This window comes from Tundrisphaera macrotermitis, from assembly GCF_051175315.1.
Classification (GTDB): domain Bacteria; phylum Planctomycetota; class Planctomycetia; order Isosphaerales; family Isosphaeraceae; genus Tundrisphaera.
Genome location: NZ_CP195100.1, coordinates 5,746,409 through 5,765,300, shown reverse-complemented (window position 1 = coordinate 5,765,300; position 18,892 = coordinate 5,746,409). Strand labels below are relative to the sequence as shown.

The following is an 18,892-nucleotide window of genomic DNA, read 5'->3' as shown; positions in this document are numbered from 1 at the left end:
CCTCCCCAAGATGGATCGAACCGAACAGGATGCACACCATGATCCGGATGAATCCCGGTGCGATCGTGATCGCGCTCGGTGTTGTGATCGCCGTCGGACCTCCGGCTCACGCCGACCTGATCGGGTCGGCGGAGGGGCCCGCCCAGAAACTCCGGACGGTGTTCCAGTCCTACTGGGACGACGAGATGCGGGCCGACCCGCTCACCGCGACCTACAACGGGGATCATCGCTTCAATGATCGCCTGGCCGACCCTTCGGTGGCCGCCCACGATCGCCGCCTGGAGCAAATCCGCGCGACCCGGGCCGCCCTGGATGCCATCCCGCCCGATTCCCTGAACGAACAGGATCGTCTCGACCGTGAGGTCTTGATCTACAGCCTCGATGATCGCCTGGCCGGGGAGAGGTTCCGGGGGCACTTGATTCCGTTCACCCAGCAAGAGGGCTTGCCGCTCCAGTTCGCCCAGAGCGTGAACTTCCACCCGATCGCGACGATCGGCGACGCCGAAAATTATCTCCGGCGACTGCGAGCCTTCCCGGAGGCCGTGGATCGGACGATCGCCGTCATGAGGGCTGGGATGGCCGCGAAGGTCGTCCCGCCCCGCGTGAGCATGGCCAAGACGCTCCCCCAACTCCGCGCCGTGGCGGCCGGCGAGCCCGAGGCGAGTCCCCTCTATGAACTCGCCCTTCGATTGCCCGAGAGTTGGGGCGAGGCGGACCGAGGCCGGGTCCGCGACGAAGTGAAGCGTGCCGTCGCCGAGTCCGTCTCGCCGGCCTACCGCAGGCTCGCCGACTTCGTCGAGTCCGAATACCTGCCCGCCTGTCGCGACGAGGTCGGGCTCCGATCGGCCATCGACGGCGAAGCCCACTACGCCTACCTGGCCCGGTCTTTCACCACGCTGCCGCTGACTCCCGATGCCATCCACGCGATCGGGCTGGAAGAGATCGCACGGACCCGGTCGGAGATGGACGCGATCCGCCTCCGGCTCGGCGTCCCCGGCGAACTGGACGCATTCCTGGCCCAGCTTCGATCCGATCCGCAGCGGCGTGGACGCGATGAGGCCAGCTTGCTCGCGGGGTATCGCGAAATCCTCTCCCGGGTCGATGCCCGATTGCCCGACCTGTTCGGTCGCCTCCCCCGGACCGACTACGGGATCAAGGCGATCGAAGCCTACCGGGCCCGGTCGGCCCCCGGCGGCTACTACTATCCGCCGCCCGACGATGGTTCGCGACCGGGCTATTTCTACGTCAACGTGTCCGACCCCCAGGACCGGACGACTTACTCGATGCCCGCGTTGGCGTTTCACGAGGCCGTGCCCGGGCACCATCTCCAGATCGCCCTCGCGATGGAAGTCCAGGGGAGGCCCGCATTCCGGAAGTTCGGCTACTTCCCAGCATTCGGGGAGGGGTGGGGCCTCTATGCCGAGGGGCTCCCTCGCGAGGTCGGCCTGGCCACCGACCCGTATTCCGAACTGGGCCGGCTCCAGTACAACGCCTGGCGTTCCGCCCGGCTGGTCGTGGATACGGGCATGCACCACCTGGGCTGGACCCGGGACCGGGCCATCGCCTATCTGGAGGCGAATACGGCCATGCCCCGGATCGAGGTGGAAAGCGAGGTCGATCGCTACATCGCCTGGCCGGGGCAGGCGCTCGCCTACAAGATCGGCGAGCGTGAGATCCGCTCGATCCGTGCCGAGGTTGAAAAGAAGCTCGGGCCTCGGTTCGACATCCGGGCGTTCCACGATCGACTCCTTTCGCAGGGGTCGTTGCCTCTGGGACTACTCCGGCGAAGAATGATCGAGAAATGATGGACCGTTTCCCGGGATTCCCTCAAGATTTCCTCGCGGTCGAGCCGATGAACTCGATACACGGTCTGCCGGTCGGCCCAAGATTGGGTCCTGACCGGCGAACACACGAGTAGGCACCGCGGAATCGAGCGACCGAGGGGGCGAACACATGGGCCTGGATATTGCTTTGGGGGTCGTGATCCTACTGGGGGCGATCCGCGGATGGTTCCGCGGCTTCCTCCTGCCTGGGATCCGCCTGGCCGCCCTGATCGGGTGCGTTTTTGCCGCCGCGCCCCTCCGCGATCAGGCCCGACCCCATGTCACTCCCTACCTGGCCACGATCCAGCCGGCGATGCTCGACAAGATGCTCTGGTGGGCCTCGGCGGTCGTGTCCTATGTGGCCGTGGTGGGCCTTTCGAGCCTGGCCATCGCGCTCCAGCGTCGCAAGCCCGCCTTCGGCGAGCCGGACGAGAATCGGGCCGACCAGTTCGCCGGGATGCTGCTCGGCGGCGCCAAGGCCACGATCGTGGCCGCGTTCCTGGTAGCCGGGCTCGACCGCTACGCAAGAGAGTGGGCCCACACGATCCCCTGGGCCGAGAAGCAGGCGAAGACCTCCCGCGCCCTGGTCCTGAACGACGAGTATCGGCCCGCCGAGCGGATCTGGACTTCGCCCCCCGTCCGGCATTTCGTGGCGCATATCCGAAGGATGGGCATTTCCGGAGAGGCGGCGGAGACTCCGGGCCAGGACGCTCCCGCGCCAGTCGCCGAGATCCCGGCGGTGCAGACCGCCGCGGCCCGGCCCCCCCATCTTTCGCTGCCCGATTCCGGGTCTTTGCCGAATCCTTCGTCCGATGACTTTCTCCAGTCCTTCGACCGAGCCCTGGAGAAGCTCGACCGACCCGAGCCCCGGCAATGACGCCAAAGCCAGGTTGACCTCAGTGCGAACCCTCGACAAACTTCCCCCGACCTCCGGATTGGCCGGTCGTCGGGGGATCGTCATTCATGGCCCAGTCCGCGTCCGAATCGAGCCCCGCGATCGTCCCACGATGGATGGCCTTCGCCATCCTGTTTGGCGCCTATCTCACGTTGCGTGGCTATCATAGCTTCGATGGGGATCAGGCGTACCGACTGCCGCTCCTGCTCCATCGCCTGGACCCGAAGGTCTACGCCAACGACCCGTTCGTGCGGGCCTTCGAAGTCTTCAATCCGCACCGCGGATACCTCGCCCTCCTGGATCTGGCCAGCCGTCCGTTCGGGCTGGCGGCCGCGCTGGCCGGCCTCTTCGCCCTGACCTGGGTTGCGACAGTCCTCGGGATCGATCGATTTGCCCGGACGACCTGGCCCGAATCGGGCACCAAGGTCGGTTTCGTCGCCGTGGTCCTGGTCCTTCTGGCCAAGGCGGGGAACATCGGGACGAACCACCTGTTCGAGGCGACCTTGCTCGATCGCCTGATCGGGTTCGCCCTGGGATGGCTCGCGATCGCATCGGCTGTGGGCGAGCGTCGTCACGGGATCTGGATAGGGGCCGTGGCGATCGGCATCGCGGCGCTGATCCACCCCTCGGTCGGCCTGCAGATCGGCCTGACCCTGGCCGCCGCATGGTTCGCCTGGGCCCTGTTGCCCGGAGCCTCGGGAGTGACTACACGGCAGGCGGCCGGGGCGATCCTGGCCCTCGGTTTGGCCTTGATCCCCGGCATGCTGGCCATGAGCAGCCAGGGGAAACGCCTATTCGAGGGCCTGCCCGAGCACGAATTCCGTTCCCTGGCCGTCCTGATCCAGGGCCCTCAGCACATGCTCCCGTCGCAATGGCGACGACCCCAATGGCTCGCCTGGTCCTGCTACCCGATCCTGGCCGTCGTCGCCCTGGCTCGCGTCGGCCTGACCGGCGACCGCGCTCCGGCGTCGCAGGGTCGCGTCCGACTGGCGATCCTGATCGCCGTGAATCTGGCGAGCCTCCTCGCCGCTTACCTCGCGGTCGAGGTGGTGGGCGACCTCCGGGTGACCATATTCCAGCCGTTCCGGATGGCGACCCTGGCCCGGGGCCTGGCGCTGGTGGCCCTGGCCGGCCGCGCCGTCGCTCTCTGGAATCGGGATGACTGGTTCGGCCGGACCCGGGTGGCCCTCCTGGCGGTCGGACTGACCGGGGATCGGACGATGATCGTCGCGACCGCCTACGAATTGTCGATGACGGCGGTTGACCTCTTGCGGGCAAGGGGCGCGGGCCGGTCGTTCGTCGCGATCGTCGTGATCGCTTGCGGAACCTGGTTTCTCGCCCGGCACGACACGGAGTCGGGGCACATCCCGATCCTGATCGGCCTGGCCGCCGTGAGCCTGTTTCATCTCCTCGGGGGTCGTCGCGACCTGGCCTGGAATCGTCGCCGCGTCGTGTTTGTCGCCGGGATCGCCTGGGTCGTGCCGGCACTGGCGGCGATCGGCCCGCTGTTCGTCCAGGATCCGGCTGGCGCGAAATGGCTGAGGCCGCTGGTGGCGAAATGCCGGTTCGCCGAGATCCCCACCGATGACCTGGAGCGGCTGGCCGCCTGGTGCCGCGACCATACGCCGGAGGATTCCCTCTTCATCGGCCCGCCGGGCCCCAAGGAGTTTCGACTCTGGTCGCGGCGGGCCGTCGCCTTCAATCGCGCGGCCAGCCCCTATCATGCCCGGGGTCTGGGAGACTGGGCCGAGCGTTATCGGGACCATGTCGACTTTCGGGGGACGACCGGCGACTTCATCCAGGCTTATCTCACCGGTCGCCATGCGTTGGAGGCGCGGTTCAGCGCCAGGACCAACGCCGAACTCGCGGCCCTGGGCACTCGGTGGGGGGCCACGCATCTCCTGCTGGAAACCCGGGCCGGCGCGTCGCGACGCGATCCCGCCGGCCCCCTGCAATGGCTCCGTTCCGAGGGACATTATTCTGTCTACCGGATCCGAGACGCCGGGACTCACTGAGCCCCGACGACGGATCCCATCCGAAGGCGAACGGTGCCGACGCCAGCCCGCCGGATCTCCTCGACCAACAGCCATACTCTGTGCATCGGCTGGTCCTTGTCCGTTTCGATCAGGATCCAGGCCTGGGGCTCGGACTCGATCAAGGCGCGGAGCGATCCGCCCAGCGCTTCGGCCCCCAACTTCTTCCCGTCCAGGGAGATCTCTTCGCCGGAGATCGCCACCACATGCCGACCCTCGGCCTCGTTGGCATCATCGGAGGCTAACGGGGCGACGTCGTGTCCCGACGGCGCGATCCGCCCGCCGTCGCGGATGGCGAAGAAGCCGAAGGTGCGATCAACCAGGCTGACCGTCCCGGCGATCGCCCCTTTGCCCTCGCCGAACAACAGCCCGTCGAATTCCAAGCGGGCCCGGGGGACGCCCACGGCGAACAGCAGGTGTCCCGGCCGATCTCCCGCGACCTGGCCCGTCACGGGGTAGCGACTGCCGTTCAGGTCGGAGGTGAAATGGCCCGTGACCACTCCTCCGGCATCCACCTTGAGTTCGATCGGCCCGGACCATTGCCCGTTGGCAAAGAGCCGGTAACGGCCGGAGAAGTCGCGAGGCACGATGACCCGCCCCGGCGTGGGCCGATGCACGGTGTCCGAGTCAGATTTCGGCGGCCGGGTGATCGGGAAGAGTTTCGAGGCTCCCACTACTTCCAGGCGCGGCCCGCCATCGCCGCCGGCCCGGAAGATCAAATCCTCGCCCTGACCTTCCGGGACGATGTGGCCCGAGTCGAGATCGACCCGGAAGCCATCGAAGAGGACGAGATCGCGCGAGTGGGCCAGCCTCGTCCCCGGCTCGCCGGCGTCGAAGGAATCGACCCGTTCCAGGACCAGGACCGGGATCGGCTCGCCCTCGCCCGAGTTCGGTCGACGCAACTCGGGGACGACCAGCATCCGCGCGGGATTGCCGCGATCGGTCCTGGCCAGGAGGAACGCCGATCGCGTGTCGCGGAACACGGCCGGCATGGCCGCGATTTCCGGCACGGTGAGGGATGGGACCGCCCGAGCTTCGGGATCGCCGAGGGCCTTGAGCAAAGACCGGCCATCGATCCGATCGAGTTCATCGGCACGGACGTTCGCGGCGAAGAACAGACCCAACAGGCCCGCACCGGCCCAGAAGCGGCGACGCATGGAAATCCCTCGACCCGGGGTGGGGGATCGGCCTGCGATCGGCCGCTCCCGACCCCATTGTCGCCCGGGAAGTCCACCCGTCCAAGGGGGCGGATGCGAATCCGTCTCCTCAACCGGCCGGGAAATCGGAGACAACGGATTTGGCCACCTGTTCGCCGAGTTTCGTCCCGGCCGAAACGTCGAAGCTGTACTGGACGCCACCGTAGATGCCACTGTTCGCCGCATCGCTAGCCGCCAGCGACACGTTCGCGTAGTTCCGCGACGAGTTGAGCGGGACCGATGAGATCGTCACCAGTTCCTTCTGGCCGAACGCCGAACCGAGGATGGCCGAGGCGACCGAGGCATAGGCGGCCTGATCCGAGTTGTAGGAGGGTTCGGTGGGCGTCGGAAGGAGCGAGGCGAACGCCGGGTCGGACTGCCGGATCACGGTCTCGGGTCGGGGCGTGCCGTATGTGGCCTTCGCGACCTCGGAGACGATCCCGGCGTCGGCCATCGCCATGTCGAGCATCGCGAACGTCCGGGCGTTCTTCCAGAGCGAGGTTTTCTGCTTGGAGGCCAGGCGCTGGGCGGCCTGGTTCCACATTCCTGGGTTGGTCGAGGTCCCGACGCCGTCATCCCAGAATTTGGCCGTCAGGGTCTGACGATCGGTGCGAGCATTACTGACGACCCCACCCAGGGAGCGGACCTCGACCAGGGCTGCGTCGAAGGCCGCCGAGCCGATCGCAGGGGGGGGAGGGGGGAGGACCCGGGAGGCCGAGTTGATCGAGAACGGGGCCAGCTCATCCTTGGCCCGCCAGGCGAGGGTCGCGGCGGCCACCTGTTCTCCGACCGCGAATCCGTCGCGGGTCGCCTTGGTGTCGGGCAAGCCCGCCTTCGCCGCCTCCAGGCTCTTGTCGAACAGGGACGATTGCACCGGGAAGAGGGCCGAGAGGACCTTGTATGCGGCCGCGGTCGCGGCGGCGGCCTCGGAGGAACCCCGGGGTGCATCAACGGTGTTGCGGAGCGCCGCTTTCGGCGACCGGATCGAGGCGATCGCGTCGTACTGGGCGACATGGAGGGTGGCCAGGTCGCGGGCGGCCTCCGGGGCCGCGAGTTGCTGATTCGCGACAGCCCGGGTGGCGATGGCATCCCATCCCACCACCGGGTCGGCCAGGACGAAGCGGAGCGTCTTCGGCTCCGAGAACTGGGCGGGCACACCGAGGAAGCTGGTCGAGCCGGCGAGCAGTCGGTACACATTATCGCCGGGCCGGGCGGTCACGTCGAACTCGAACTTCCCGCTCGGCTCGGTGACCAACGACTCGGTGAATTGCCCGCGCGGGCCGCGTCCCAGCCAGACGGTCCCCATGTAGGCGGTGATCGCCCCGGTGATTTTCACCTTGGGCGAAAGGACATACCCGGTGTTCGCCGGGTCATTGTCGCTGGAGATCCCGTCGTAGATCACGGGGATCGGGGTGTCGAGTTTCGGGACGTTCGGGCTGTTGCTGTTCTGATTCCGGGCCCGCGCCACCGCCGCCGGGGAGCCGGCCTTGGAGAGGAGCATCCGGCCTTCCAGACCTTCGATGGCGGGGCGGACCGCCCGACGGCGGGCATCCCTGGAACGATCGGGAGACTTGGACCATCGATTCATGGCGGGCCCGCCGGGTTCCGGGCGCGGACGGATCATCCCAGGGGCAGCTTTGCCCGATGGGACGGCGATCCGTTGCGGTCCGGTCGACTCCATTCCTCCTCATCATCGGACTGCCATCACCGTGATCTTGAGCAGAATCGGAAAAATCGATTCAACTGCTCGCGCTGCGGTAGGACCGCAGGGCATGCCGGAAGAAGGCTCGGCTCGCCTTCACGCAGAGCAACGCGGCCACCGTCGTGAAAGCGACCATCCGCCAGTCGAGGGTCCGGACCATCGACTCGGCCGGGACGCTCACCACCAACAGGATCGGCAGGATGAAGGTGAACAGAAATCCGATCGGCTCGGCCGGGGTGCCCAGGAAGATCTGCTTGGGGTAGCGGGCCAGGCTCGAAAAGAGCCACCACATCTCCATGAGACTCTGGTTGCGAACCATCCAGACCGACGTGGCGGTCAGCGTGACCATCAGGCTGTATGCGATCAGGGCCCCGCTCGAAAAGGTGATCGCGAAGGCCAGGATCCGCGTCGGGTCGAACTGCCACCCCATCTTCACGAGCTGGATGACCATGACGGCCAGCCCCATCAGGATGTTGGGGGCCGTCGCCCAGTCGAACCGGCGGCAGGTGATCAGGAATTGCTCGTCGATCGGCCGGAGCAGGAGGAAGTCGAGATCGCCGGTCCGGACCAGCTCGCTGAACTCGTTGCAATTTTCCAGGAACAGGGTCTCGATCAGCCCATTGAGCATGAAGAAGCAGCCGACGAAGAAGAGCAGTTCGGGCTTGGTCCAGCCGGCGATCGAGTTCGTCCGCCCGTATACGGTCTCGTAAAACGACAGCATGATCCCCAGCCAGATCACCTCGACCGACAGCTTGACGAGGAAGTTGCCCCGGAATGCCAGCTCACGCGCCAGTCCGTATCGAGCAAGGCTGCCGATCAAGCGGAAATATCGGGCGATGGCCATATCGGATGAGTCCCGGGACGGTGAAAAAAACGAAGCCAGGATCGTTCAACGATTCGGAATGGCGCGGCGGACCTCCGACCAGAGGCCGGGCGAGACATCGGCTCGGCGATGGGTCGAGAGATGAGCCAGGCATTCGTCCGGGGAACCTTCGCCGGCCCAGGCCATCGCCGCCGCCGTGAGGGCCGGGGATCGGCTCAGGCCCGCGCCGCATGAGACCAGGATCGGCAAGCGATGTAGGATCGAGCCGCCGATGAAGCGGATCGCGAGATCGAGGATCTCGGGCCGATTGCCGGGCCCATCGATCAGGGGGAAGCTCGCGGCGAGGAATCCTCGGGGCAGTGTCGCGGGGACCTCCTCGATCGCAAGCTGGACGACGACTTCGATACCCTCCCGATGGAGGGCCGCAAAATCCCGGACATCGCCCGCGTGGCCGATCCAGAGCCGATGCGGGCCGATCCGCTCCATGACGCGACTCCGCCGGGTCCCGATCCGATCTCGGGCGACTCATCCGCCATACGCCCCGTATCGCCTGAGACCGAGCCGGTAGAGGAACCGGGCCAGGAACATGAAGCCGACGGCCCAGGCGGCCTCGGCGGCCAGCCCCCAGGCCAGGTCGGCTCCCTGGGCCTTGCCCAGGAACACGACGGCGGGGAAGTAGGCCATGTACTGGAACGGGAGGAACTTCAAGAGCGAGGACCACGGCTCGGGCAGGAGGTCGAGCGGGAACATCTGGCCCGAGATGAAGAAGTTCAGGGTCATCACGATGTAGAGCAACGATGTGACTTCCAGGAACCAGAAGCCGACCATCCCGACGCAGGTCTCGAAATAGAATCCGACCAGGAACGCGAGGATCAGCGAGAGCAAGAAGGCCGCGAACGTCGGTGCGTCGGGCAGGTGGGTGAAGTAGCCCCGGCAGACGAAGAACAGGAGGGCGTAGGGGATGGCCGACGTGACGATGTAGGCTAGCTTGTGGGCGATCCGATAGGAGATCAGGTAGCCGATCATGTCGATGGGCTGGACCAGATAGCGTTTGAGCGTTCCTTCGCGGATGTCGCGGGCGATCCCGCCGGCCAGGTTGGGCATGCTGGAGAACATCCGGCTGATGTTGACCAGGAGGAGATAGGCGATCATCTCGTCGTACTTGAACCCGGCCATCGAGTCCTTGCCCGACCCCTGATAGACGGCCTTCCAGAGCAGGATGGTCGTGATCATCGGCAGGAAGCGGAGGATCGTCCCGAACAGGAAATCGCCGCGATAGGCCATCCGCTCGACCAGCGAGGCGCGGAGGATCTTCCCGTATTTGCGAGCGATCGCCAGCGGCCCCCGCTGGACGCGTCGGGCAGGAAAGGGGGCTTCGTGGCCGAAATCGCCCGAGAGGATGTCGGGCGATGCGATGGCTGCGACGTCAGGCGGCGTCATGGGTGGGACGGCCCTCCTCGAAGACGCGGGCGATGGTCTGTTCCAGGGGCGGGTCCTGCACGCTGACGTCGGCCACGGCGGAAAGGTCGAGGATCGCCCCGAGGATCTCGCCGACCCGGGAGCGATCGACCTTCAGGTCGACCGAGGGGCCTTCGCGGCGGGTCACCTCGCCGAAGCGTTCCAGCCCCTCGGGGACATTGTCGGCGAACTGGAGCTTGACCAGCTTCGATCGCCCGAACTTCTCGGTCAGCTCCTTGAGCGGGCCGTCATGGACCAAAGTCCCGTGGGTGATGACCAGGACGCGGTCGCACAGGGCCTCGACGTCGCGCATGTAGTGGCTGGTCAGGATCATGGTCACGCCGCGACGGGCGTGGTAATCCCGCAGGCACTTCTGGATCGCCACCTGGGCCACCACGTCCAGGCCGATGGTCGGCTCGTCGAGGAGCAAAAGTCGAGGCTGGTGGAGCAGGGCGGCGATCAGCTCCATCTTCATCCGCTCGCCGAGCGAGAGTTCGCGGACGGCCTGCCGGGTCAGCCGCGCGACATCCAGCAACTCGGTCAGCTCGTTGAGGGTCTTGCGGAACTCGGCCGTGGGGAGCGAGTAGATCTCGCGGTGCAGCTCGAAGCTGTCGGCTGCGGGCAAGTCCCACCAGAGCTGATTCTTCTGGCCCATGACGAGCGCGAACTGGCGGCGGAAGGCATCGACCCGGTCGGAGGGGGTATAGCCCAGGACCTTCGCCGTGCCCCCCGACGGGTAGATCAGGCCGGAGAGCATCTTGAGGGTCGTCGTCTTCCCCGCGCCGTTGGGCCCGAGGAAGGCGACCATCTCGCCGGGCTCGATCCGGAAGCTGACGCCGCCGACGGCCTTCACTTCCTTGTATTCGCGGTGGACGAGCCCCCGGATCGACCCGAGCAGCCCCTCTTTCTTCTGGGCGACGCGATAGGTCTTGGTCAGTCCGTCGGCCTCGATGATCGGTGGCAAAGTTCGTCCCGCCCGGGTCCGTGGAGGGGATCGAAGGGGCGGACGACGGCGTGGCGCCCCCCCGATCGGTCAGTAAGAGTTATACACCTGGGTCCGCCCGCTGGCCATCTGGGTGGCCATCGTGTAGGCGTGGTAATGCTGGGCGATCTTGACCATGTAGGTGAAGAGCATCCCCGGGTTGCGACGGAATTTGAGGTAGCGCCAAAGCCTCTTACGATATTCCTTCCGCAGGTGGGCTTCGGGGATGCCGCTCATCAGTCGGGCGAAGAGGCCGATCGCCTGGACCGCCCAGATCGTCTCCATCTTGAGTTTCTGGAGCGGGTGCTTCTTCCAGTAGCGTTCCCGCCCCGCGCCGATGTGGAACTTCCCCTTGATCCAGAGGTCTTCGATCCGGTCGAAGTAGGCATCGGGCTGGTACAACTCGGTCATCACCTTGACGTAGCCGTTCCGGAGTTCCTCGCGGCTGATCTTCAAGGGGATGACGTTGGTGCCGAACTCGGGCTGGTCTGAGTAGTCCAGCCGCCCCTCCTCGGCGAGCCGGGCGTGGAGCGGGGTCTTGGCGATGGCGTAGAGCATGCCCGACATCGAGTGGGCGATCCGGGCTTCCTTGATGAACTCGATCTGGGCGTCGAAGATCGTCTCGTCGTCGTTGTCGAAGCCCATGATCATCCCGCACCAGACCTCGATCCCGGCGTCCTGGATCCGGTGGACCTTCTCCAGCATCGTCCCGCCCGACCGGACGTTCTGGAACTTCTTGGTCTCGCGGAGCGACGCCTCGTTGGGGCTCTCGATCCCGATGAAGGTGGCGATGATGTTGGCTTCCAGCATCAGGGCCATCAGCTCGGGGTCGTCGGCGAGGTCGATCGAGGCCTCGGTGAAGAACGTGATCGGGTAGCCGTGCCGCTCCTGCCAGGCCGCGACGGCGCGGAGGACTTCCTTGATCGCCTTCTTGTTGCCGATCAGGTTGTCGTCGACGATGAACACGATGCGCATCTTCTGCGCCCAGAGGGCATCGATCTCGGCGAGCACCTGGTCGGTGGTCTTGAGCCGGGGCCGGCGGCCGAACGTCACGATGATGTCGCAGAATTCGCACTGGAACGGGCAGCCGCGCGAGAACTGGAGGCTGCCGAAGGCATAGTGCCGCATCTTCAGGAGGTCGAAGCGCGGGGTCGGCAGCTTCGTCATGTCGGTCTTTTCGAGTTGCTCGTAGCGGACCTGGTGCAGCCCTTGCTTCCACTCGCGGAGGAATTGCGGCCAGGTTTCTTCGGCCTCGCCGACGAAGATGACATCGGTCAGGCCCTCGAAGTAATCTTCCTGGACCGTGACCAGCGGCCCTCCGACCACCGTGAAGCAGCCCCGCCGCTTGAGCTCGGCCAGGACTTCCTTCATCCGGAAGCGCTGGACGCTCATTCCCGTCACGCCGATGATATCCGCCCGGGCGCAACGCTCGAAGTTGATCGCCTCGACGTTCTCGTCCATCAGGGTGATGGTGTGCCCCTCCCCCTCGGGAGTGAGCGCCGCCAGCAGGGGGAGGCAGGCCACGGGCAGGTTGGCCCGCTTCCCCATGAACGGCAGGGCATGTTCCATGCCCCAGTAGGAGACTTCGAACCGCGGGTTGATCAAGACGATGTCGGCCATGCGAGATCCTGATTCCTTCTTGGGAGTGCGGGCCCGCGGCCATGCCTCGCTTCGCGACGCGAGTCGACCCTGCGATGGATCTCCATCATAAACGAATCGCGGTCGCGAACGAAACCGGGCCTCGATTCAACTCCGAGGACACGCGTCCGGACGCGCTCTCGACGCCGGGGGGGAGAGGTGGTTAAAATCAGGATTCATCTGGACACCAGCCGGGCCTCGCGATGGAGCCCGCCGATCGCATGACGACCGCGACCCGTATGCCGCTCGCCCACGAAGGCGACGATGTCAGTTCGCCGCCTCCGTTCGAGCCCCCCCATTGGCTCCGGGGTCCTCACGCCCAGACGATCATCGCGCGGTACTGGCCTTATCCGCGGGCTCGGATCGCATCCAGTTACGTCGAGGTCGAGGTCGAGGATGGCGATCGGATCAGCATCCTGGAGTCTTGCCCTCCGCTCTGGGCTGCCGGCGATCCCGCCGCGATCCTGATCCATGGACTCGGCGGCACGGCCCGGTCTCCCTACGTGGTCCGTGTGGCCAAGAAGCTCTTCGACCGCGGTGTCCGGGTGGTGCGGATGAATCTGAGGGGGGCCGGCGCAGGATTCGGCGCAGCTCGTCGTTTCTACCATAGCGGCAAGACCGAGGATCTCCGCTCCGTGGTCTCCTGGCTGGCCGAGCATTCGCCCGATTCGCCAATCGGGCTCGTCGGCTTCTCGCTCGGGGCCAATCTGGTCCTGAAGTTGGCCGGAGAGGCGGCCGACGATCCGCTTCCCGGGCTCGATTGTTTGGTCGCCGCCAATCCACCGCTCGATCTCGATGCTTGCTGCCGGTTCATCAACCGGCCCGGGAATCGAGTCTACGATCGGGCGTTCCTCCGATTGCTCTGCGCCGAGGTGTCTCGTCTCCACGACGCATTTCCGGAACTGGGCCCGATCGATCTGTCGTCGGCCTCCAGCCTGCTCGATTTCGACGACCACTACACCGCCCCCAGGAACGGTTTTGCCGACGCCTCGGACTATTACGCCCGATCCAGTGCGGGTCCATTGGTGCCACGGATCACCTTGCCTGGCCTGGTGATCCATGCGGAAGATGATCCTTTCATCCCCGCTGACCCGTTTTTGCAGCTCGCGTTTCCTCCGCATTTGGCATTGGAATTGATTCCTCATGGTGGTCATCTGGGGTACTTAAGTCGCAACCGCTGGAAAGGTGACCGCCGCTGGCTCGATGCTCGCATCCTTGCATGGCTCGCTGAACGTTGGCCGCTCGGTCGATCGACGGCGCACCGAGACGATTCCGGCCAAATTCATTCCACTCCGGAGGTTGGAAGATCATGAACGACACAACCTTCAATAAATATCGCGCCGCCATCCAGGTCCTCATGAAGGGTCGCGATCTCCTGGTCGGCGACCTGGCCGAAGATGTCCTCGAACAGCAGGAAGACTTGCTGGAGGGAGGATTTCTGTTCAATGAGTTCCTGGAGTCTCAGGGGACTCGGCTCCATTTCCTGAGCCTTCTGGTGGCCCAGTTGGAACAGTCGGCGGATACGTTCGACGAGATGGCCATGATGCCCCCGCCCATCCCTCCAGCGATCAAGCCTGCACCCAAGAAGCGGAAACCCCGCGCCAAAAAAGTGGCCCAGCAGCCTTCTGCGGAAAGCAAGCCCGACGACGCCTGATCCTCCTCGGGCGGGACAGGGAGTCGATCAATAGAGGTAGGGTATCAATTTCCATGTCCTGCCTTGATAGTCGCGATAAGCATTTCCGAATTCCTCATCCAGGAGCCTTTCCTCCGCCCGGATGACCGGTAAGAAGAATGGAAACAGCAACGCCACCAGGATGAGGCCGGTCATGCACCGGAACAACAAGACCCATCCGACGCCCCCGACCACGGCGCCGCAGTAGCTCGGATGCCGGACGACCCGGTAGAAACCCGACGTGTGGAGCCCATGATCCCTCTGCGAGGCCAGTGGCCAGGTGAATCGATCGCCCAGGAGGAACATGGGACCGACTCGCAGGATGGCCCCGAGGACGAGTCCGACGAGCCCCAGCATCCGGCAACCCTGGCCATCGATCGTCAGCAGGTCGCGACGATCCGCATAGGGGGGCCACCATGCCAGGGCCAGGCTGATCACCGCAAGCGGGATCAATCGCCATTGACCGTGCGAATCGGATCGCACGCAACCGCCCAGGTGGATCCCTGTGAATAGGGATGCGATCGCCGCCAGGGCGATGACCATGACCCCCGCGATCCGAAGGGGATTGCTGAAAAAGTCGTCGAGGTTGCCCCAGGCCAGGATTGCCAGCCCGAAGAAAGACGCGATGGCGATCGCGGTGATGAGGAAGAGGCCAGGGCTCGGCCAGCGAGGAGTGATGTTGACCTCCTGGGAAAGTTGCCGGGGTCGCGCTCAGGGTCCCTCCGGGGTGACGAAAGCCTGAGCGACGGCCTTGCAGAAGCACTCAGGATCGATGGCCCCGGCCTTTCATGACCTGCCATACTGGGGCATGCCAAGGAGTAATCGAACCCATTGTCGCCTTGAGAGCAAGGGTATCACGCGGAGGCCTCTCTGACGGCCGGCAATCTCCTTCCGATTCGATGAAGCTCAGGGCCCGAGGTCAAGGACAATATCAACCTCTCCCGAGCGATTGACCTCCAGGCCTTGTTGTCCGACCGGGCGTGACGTTCAAGCTTCCCGGGCCCTGACCGCCCCACGAACAGCCGACGATTCGCCGCCCCTACTCGATCCAGATCGTCGTGAGTCGAGCCGAGGCGAAGTCGCATCGGCCGGGACTTTGGGTATCATGGTTGCACATCATACGGCCCGAGCAGTCGGGCCCTGCGTAGTGGGTGGCATCGGCGATTTGGTGCTCGGGAGTCCCCTGGTATGATGTACCCCCGGCGTCCGCTGAAGCGTCGCGTGCTGATCGCAGCGATGATCGCCTCGGCCATACTCCTGGCATTCGTCCTGGCCCTGCCGTCGCTTCTGAGCACGCGGGCGGCCAAGTCTCGAATCGTCGGGAAGATCAACCAGGTGCTCGCGCCCGGCTTCCTCGAAGTGGGGGCGTTGCAACTCGGCTGGTCGGGGCCCATCCGGTTGGAACGCGTGACCCTCCTCGATCCGAAAGGGGCGGTAGTCGTTGCCACCCCTTCGGCCACGCTGGATCGAGGCCTGTGGCACCTGTGGACCGGGGGCTTGAGGGGGGCGACGCTCACGCTCGCCGATGCGGCCCTGGATATCGAACGCTCCGCCGACGGGACGATCAACCTTGGCCGAGCCCTGGCCTCCTTGATCGAACATCCCGACCCCCGGCGTGACCTGACGATCAAGATCACCCGCGGCACCCTCCGCTATCGCGATCCGGATCTGACCGTGCCGGCGACCGCCGACCGGGTCCAGCTCTCGCTCCGCCTCCCCGCCGCCCCCGATCCGATCACCGGCACTCTGAGTCTTGAGTTGGGCGATGCCTCGCTCGTGGCTGGTGGTTCGCTGGACCGGTGGAAGACGACGGGCGACCGGGGTGGACTCCCCGAGATCCGACTCGACTTGCGCGGCCGTCGATGGCCATTCGCCGTCCGCTCGGGGGGAGTGGACCTATCCGGCCACTTTGATGGGAGCGTCGACGTGATCCGGCGTCGCGACCTCTGGCATCTCCTCGGCGACACCCAGTTGCTCGGCGTTGCAGTCCGGGGCGATGCCCTTCATGGCGACGTCCTCGACCTCGACCGCGTGGACGCCGGCTGGGACCTGGAACAGGCTTCGGAAGGCTGGGCGATTCGCCGACTGGATGTCACGGGCGGATTCGGAGACCTCAAGGCCGAAGGGTCTTTGGACCCCAATGGCCGGAAACGGATCACGGGACGCCTCGATCTCGCCGCCATCGCGGCACAGATTCCCCGGACGCTGGGCTTGCGGGAAGGATTGGTCCTCGAACGAGGCACGGCCCGCCTCGAAATGGATGCAACCCCAGGTCCGGAGGGGATGATCTGGGATGCCGAGGCGCGACTCGGCGACCTTGCCGGCCATGATGGAGATCGACAGCTCAGCATCCGCGATTCTGCCAGTCTTTCGGCCTCGCTGACCGTTCTCAGGCCTCGTTCAACAGCGGATCAGTGGGCTCGCCTCGACCGGATCGGCATCAAAACCCCGTTCCTGGAAATGTCGGGCCGGGCCCAAAACGTGATCGACGAGACGTCGCCCACCACCCGCCCGATCGGTTTTGATTCGATGGCCCTCGAAGGGTCGGCAGACCTCGGCGAACTGCACCGACAACTCGGCCAGTGGGTGGATTTGGGCGACTACGGATTTGCGGGACACGCCGAGGTGAAGGGACATCTCCGCTTCGAGCACAAGGGACTCGACGCGAACCTCGAAGCCAAGATCGGTAACCTGCGGGTCGATGGTCTCCTCGCCTCACCGATCCGCCGGGATGATGTCACCGTCGAGGGCCGGATCGATGCACGGCTTGAGGACGGCTGGCAGATCCGACAGGCTCATCTTGCGGTCTCGTCAGCCGGGGAGTCGGCGAGCTTCATGCTGCCCGCGTCGGATGAAGGATCCCCCCAAGGGTTGCCATCCCGACGGATGTCGGCGCACGTTTCGATTCCGATCGATGCCGGCAACCGTTCCGCCCGATGCGACGTCGATCTTCAAGCGGTCTGGCTCGCCGATCGTCAGGCTCTGGACATCGCGCCCGTTTCGCTGGTCGTCGACCGAGGGGATCGCTCGGCCCCCCTGTCGGTCGTCGCGGTCGGCCGATATGAGCACGACGAGGGCACGCTCAGGCTTCGTCCGGGCCCCGACACTCCCCACCCGAATTGGATTGGTCTGGCACCCGAGGGGATGACGATTTCGGGGATCGGCCGGGGACTTGCCCATCTCCACGCCTCGGCCAACCTGGTCGGTCATCTGGCCGGCCGATCGGGACAACCGAGTTCAGGCACAGGTCCCGATCGCCAATGGTCCGGTCTCGTTGAGATCGAAGGCGATGGCACGGGGGTCGATCTGGCCGCAAAATTCGCTCTAGGATCGCCCGGGGCAACGTTCTCTCGCGCGACCACCGCGATGGTCCAGGGACGATTCAATCCGCAGGCCGACCGCATCGAACTGGCCGAAGTGACACTGGCCTCTGCCTTCGGCGTCCTGGACGCTTCGGGCCGGGTCGAGGATCTTTCCACGCGTCGTCGATTCGATCTGAAAGGCTCGATCGCTCCCGATGTCGCTGCGATGAATGCCTGGCTCGAAGCCAACGTGGAATCCGGGGCGAAGGTGGCCGGTCGGGGACGGCCCTTCCAGGTCTCGGGGTCGTTCGAGCGGGGGTGGCCTTCCGATCTCGAAGGCGACCTGGGTCTCGATCTGGAATCGGCCGATGTGTACGGCATGAAGCTCGGCCCGGCCGCGGTCCTCATGCACGCGAGGGCCGGCCGGATGTCCGTGGAACCGATCTCGACAACGCTCAACCAGGGTCATCTCCGGTTGGAGCCGGAACTGGACTGGGAGGGGCCGGACGGGCCTTCGCTTCGGTTCGGCAAGAATTCCACGATCCGAGACGCCCGGATCAACGATGAGGTATCGCGTCGGGTCCTGGCCTTCGTCGCCCCGGTCCTCGAAGGGGCGACCACGGCCACCGGACGGGTCAGCGTCGATCTTGACCATGCCGAAATCCCCCTGTTGGCGGGGCGAGCGAAGGCCACTCGGCTTGAAGGTGAGGTGGAGTTTGCCGACGTCGAGTTCACCCCCGGACCCCTGGCCGACCAGTTGATCCGCGCCACGGGCCGCCAGGAGACTCGGCTTCGGCTCGACCAACCCATCACGCTGACCATCGCTGATGGACGGGTCAATCAGAGAGGCCTGGCGATCCCGATCGGAGAACTGTCTCGCGTCGAGATCGAAGGTTGGGTTGGTTTCGACCGCAGCCTATCCTTGACGGCGATCCTCCCGATGACACCGGCGATGTTTGGCGAGTATGCCATGCTCGCTGATATCGCCGGAGGGACGCGTGTCTCGCTCCCGATTCGCGGGAATTTGGACCGGCCCGAGCTCGATCGAGAAGCCCTCGCCGCCCACCTCAAAGACCTTGGTCAGTCCCTGATTACACGGGGGGCAACCCGAGGGGCCATCGAACTCCTGAAAGGATTGGCCCGGCCCCGAGACACCGCCGAGGACGCTCCCGAGCCGCGTCCGTCACCCGAGGAGAGGAAGGCCAGGCGGATGGAACGGAAGGCGCAACGCAGAGGCCTTGCGCCTCCTTGATCGGTTTACGAGTTTGGTGCTCCATTCGCCGACGATTGGATCGCCATTTGCCCTGATCTCCATCAGAAGAGGGTGAAGGGCGATCTTTGCTTCGCCTGGCAAATCCCTCGACCGAT

14 protein-coding genes are annotated in these 18,892 nt (G+C 65.6%); 6 read left to right on the top strand and 8 right to left on the bottom strand.

What is annotated here, in order from left to right; translation table 11 throughout:
* Positions 1-38: 38 nt before the first annotated feature.
* The 3 genes from TA3x_RS23270 to TA3x_RS23260 all read left to right on the top strand — a co-directional run bounded on the left by TA3x_RS23270 (position 39) and on the right by TA3x_RS23260 (position 4,733).
* Positions 39-1,805 (top strand): DUF885 domain-containing protein, encoded by a 1,767-nt coding sequence (locus TA3x_RS23270; RefSeq protein WP_435017064.1) that lies wholly within the window; start codon positions 39-41, stop codon positions 1,803-1,805.
* Between the two features lie 148 nt (positions 1,806-1,953).
* Positions 1,954-2,700, top strand: a complete 747-nt coding sequence (locus TA3x_RS23265; protein WP_435017063.1) for a CvpA family protein — start codon at positions 1,954-1,956, stop codon at positions 2,698-2,700.
* Between the two features lie 86 nt (positions 2,701-2,786).
* Positions 2,787-4,733, top strand: a complete 1,947-nt coding sequence (locus TA3x_RS23260) for a DUF6798 domain-containing protein (RefSeq protein ID WP_435017062.1) — start codon at positions 2,787-2,789, stop codon at positions 4,731-4,733.
* Here the strand turns inward: TA3x_RS23260 and TA3x_RS23255 are convergent.
* The 7 genes from TA3x_RS23255 to TA3x_RS23225 form a co-directional block, all read right to left on the bottom strand.
* Positions 4,727-5,908: an ExbD/TolR family protein gene (locus tag TA3x_RS23255; RefSeq protein WP_435017061.1), complete on the bottom strand. Its 1,182-nt coding sequence runs from the start codon at positions 5,906-5,908 to the stop codon at positions 4,727-4,729. The genes TA3x_RS23260 and TA3x_RS23255 overlap by 7 nt on opposite strands.
* 109 nt (positions 5,909-6,017) lie before the next feature.
* Positions 6,018-7,535 (bottom strand): vanadium-dependent haloperoxidase, encoded by a 1,518-nt coding sequence (locus TA3x_RS23250; protein WP_435017060.1) that lies wholly within the window; start codon positions 7,533-7,535, stop codon positions 6,018-6,020.
* 151 nt (positions 7,536-7,686) lie between these two features.
* A complete protein-coding gene (locus tag TA3x_RS23245; RefSeq protein WP_435017059.1) occupies positions 7,687-8,493 on the bottom strand; it encodes an ABC transporter permease in 807 nt (268 codons plus the stop codon).
* A 45-nt stretch (positions 8,494-8,538) separates the two neighbouring features.
* Positions 8,539-8,958, bottom strand: a complete 420-nt coding sequence (locus TA3x_RS23240) for a phosphatase domain-containing putative toxin (RefSeq protein ID WP_435017058.1) — start codon at positions 8,956-8,958, stop codon at positions 8,539-8,541.
* Between the two features lie 39 nt (positions 8,959-8,997).
* On the bottom strand, positions 8,998-9,912 hold the full coding sequence (locus tag TA3x_RS23235) for an ABC transporter permease (RefSeq protein WP_435017057.1): 915 nt from the start codon (positions 9,910-9,912) through the stop codon (positions 8,998-9,000).
* A complete protein-coding gene (locus TA3x_RS23230; RefSeq protein WP_435017056.1) occupies positions 9,899-10,894 on the bottom strand; it encodes an ABC transporter ATP-binding protein in 996 nt (331 codons plus the stop codon). Before TA3x_RS23230 ends, TA3x_RS23235 begins: the two co-directional genes overlap by 14 nt.
* Positions 10,895-10,963: 69 nt before the next feature.
* Complete coding sequence (locus TA3x_RS23225) at positions 10,964-12,532, bottom strand: B12-binding domain-containing radical SAM protein (protein ID WP_435017055.1); 1,569 nt, start codon at positions 12,530-12,532, stop codon at positions 10,964-10,966.
* Positions 12,533-12,771: 239 nt separating this feature from the next.
* Here TA3x_RS23225 and TA3x_RS23220 point away from each other — a divergent pair, with 239 nt between their 5' ends.
* Positions 12,772-13,863, top strand: a complete 1,092-nt coding sequence (locus TA3x_RS23220) for a YheT family hydrolase (RefSeq protein ID WP_435017054.1) — start codon at positions 12,772-12,774, stop codon at positions 13,861-13,863.
* Entirely contained in the window at positions 13,860-14,204 is a 345-nt protein-coding gene (locus TA3x_RS23215; RefSeq protein WP_435017053.1) for a hypothetical protein, read from the top strand. The genes TA3x_RS23220 and TA3x_RS23215 overlap by 4 nt, the downstream gene beginning before the upstream one ends.
* Before the next feature lie 27 nt (positions 14,205-14,231).
* Here TA3x_RS23215 and TA3x_RS23210 read toward each other — a convergent pair whose 3' ends face one another.
* On the bottom strand, positions 14,232-14,675 hold the full coding sequence (locus tag TA3x_RS23210) for a methyltransferase family protein (protein ID WP_435017052.1): 444 nt from the start codon (positions 14,673-14,675) through the stop codon (positions 14,232-14,234).
* A gap of 735 nt (positions 14,676-15,410) precedes the next feature.
* Between TA3x_RS23210 and TA3x_RS23205 the strand changes: the two genes are divergently transcribed.
* The gene (locus TA3x_RS23205; RefSeq protein WP_435017051.1) at positions 15,411-18,776 is read left to right on the top strand and encodes a hypothetical protein; all 3,366 of its coding nucleotides are present in this window, start codon (positions 15,411-15,413) and stop codon (positions 18,774-18,776) included.
* The last annotated feature ends 116 nt before the right edge of the window (positions 18,777-18,892 follow it).

What these genes read in the sequence shown, in the direction of transcription:
- TA3x_RS23270 (WP_435017064.1), top strand. Translation starts at nt 39, where the DNA reads ATGATCCGGATGAATCCCGGTGCGATCGTGATCGCGCTCGGTGTTGTG.
- TA3x_RS23265 (WP_435017063.1), top strand. Translation starts at nt 1,954, where the DNA reads ATGGGCCTGGATATTGCTTTGGGGGTCGTGATCCTACTGGGGGCGATC.
- TA3x_RS23260 (WP_435017062.1), top strand. Translation starts at nt 2,787, where the DNA reads ATGGCCCAGTCCGCGTCCGAATCGAGCCCCGCGATCGTCCCACGATGG.
- TA3x_RS23255 (WP_435017061.1), bottom strand. Translation starts at nt 5,908, where the DNA reads ATGCGTCGCCGCTTCTGGGCCGGTGCGGGCCTGTTGGGTCTGTTCTTC.
- TA3x_RS23250 (WP_435017060.1), bottom strand. Translation starts at nt 7,535, where the DNA reads ATGAATCGATGGTCCAAGTCTCCCGATCGTTCCAGGGATGCCCGCCGT.
- TA3x_RS23245 (WP_435017059.1), bottom strand. Translation starts at nt 8,493, where the DNA reads ATGGCCATCGCCCGATATTTCCGCTTGATCGGCAGCCTTGCTCGATAC.
- TA3x_RS23240 (WP_435017058.1), bottom strand. Translation starts at nt 8,958, where the DNA reads ATGGAGCGGATCGGCCCGCATCGGCTCTGGATCGGCCACGCGGGCGAT.
- TA3x_RS23235 (WP_435017057.1), bottom strand. Translation starts at nt 9,912, where the DNA reads ATGACGCCGCCTGACGTCGCAGCCATCGCATCGCCCGACATCCTCTCG.
- TA3x_RS23225 (WP_435017055.1), bottom strand. Translation starts at nt 12,532, where the DNA reads ATGGCCGACATCGTCTTGATCAACCCGCGGTTCGAAGTCTCCTACTGG.
- TA3x_RS23220 (WP_435017054.1), top strand. Translation starts at nt 12,772, where the DNA reads ATGACGACCGCGACCCGTATGCCGCTCGCCCACGAAGGCGACGATGTC.
- TA3x_RS23215 (WP_435017053.1), top strand. Translation starts at nt 13,860, where the DNA reads ATGAACGACACAACCTTCAATAAATATCGCGCCGCCATCCAGGTCCTC.
- TA3x_RS23205 (WP_435017051.1), top strand. Translation starts at nt 15,411, where the DNA reads ATGATGTACCCCCGGCGTCCGCTGAAGCGTCGCGTGCTGATCGCAGCG.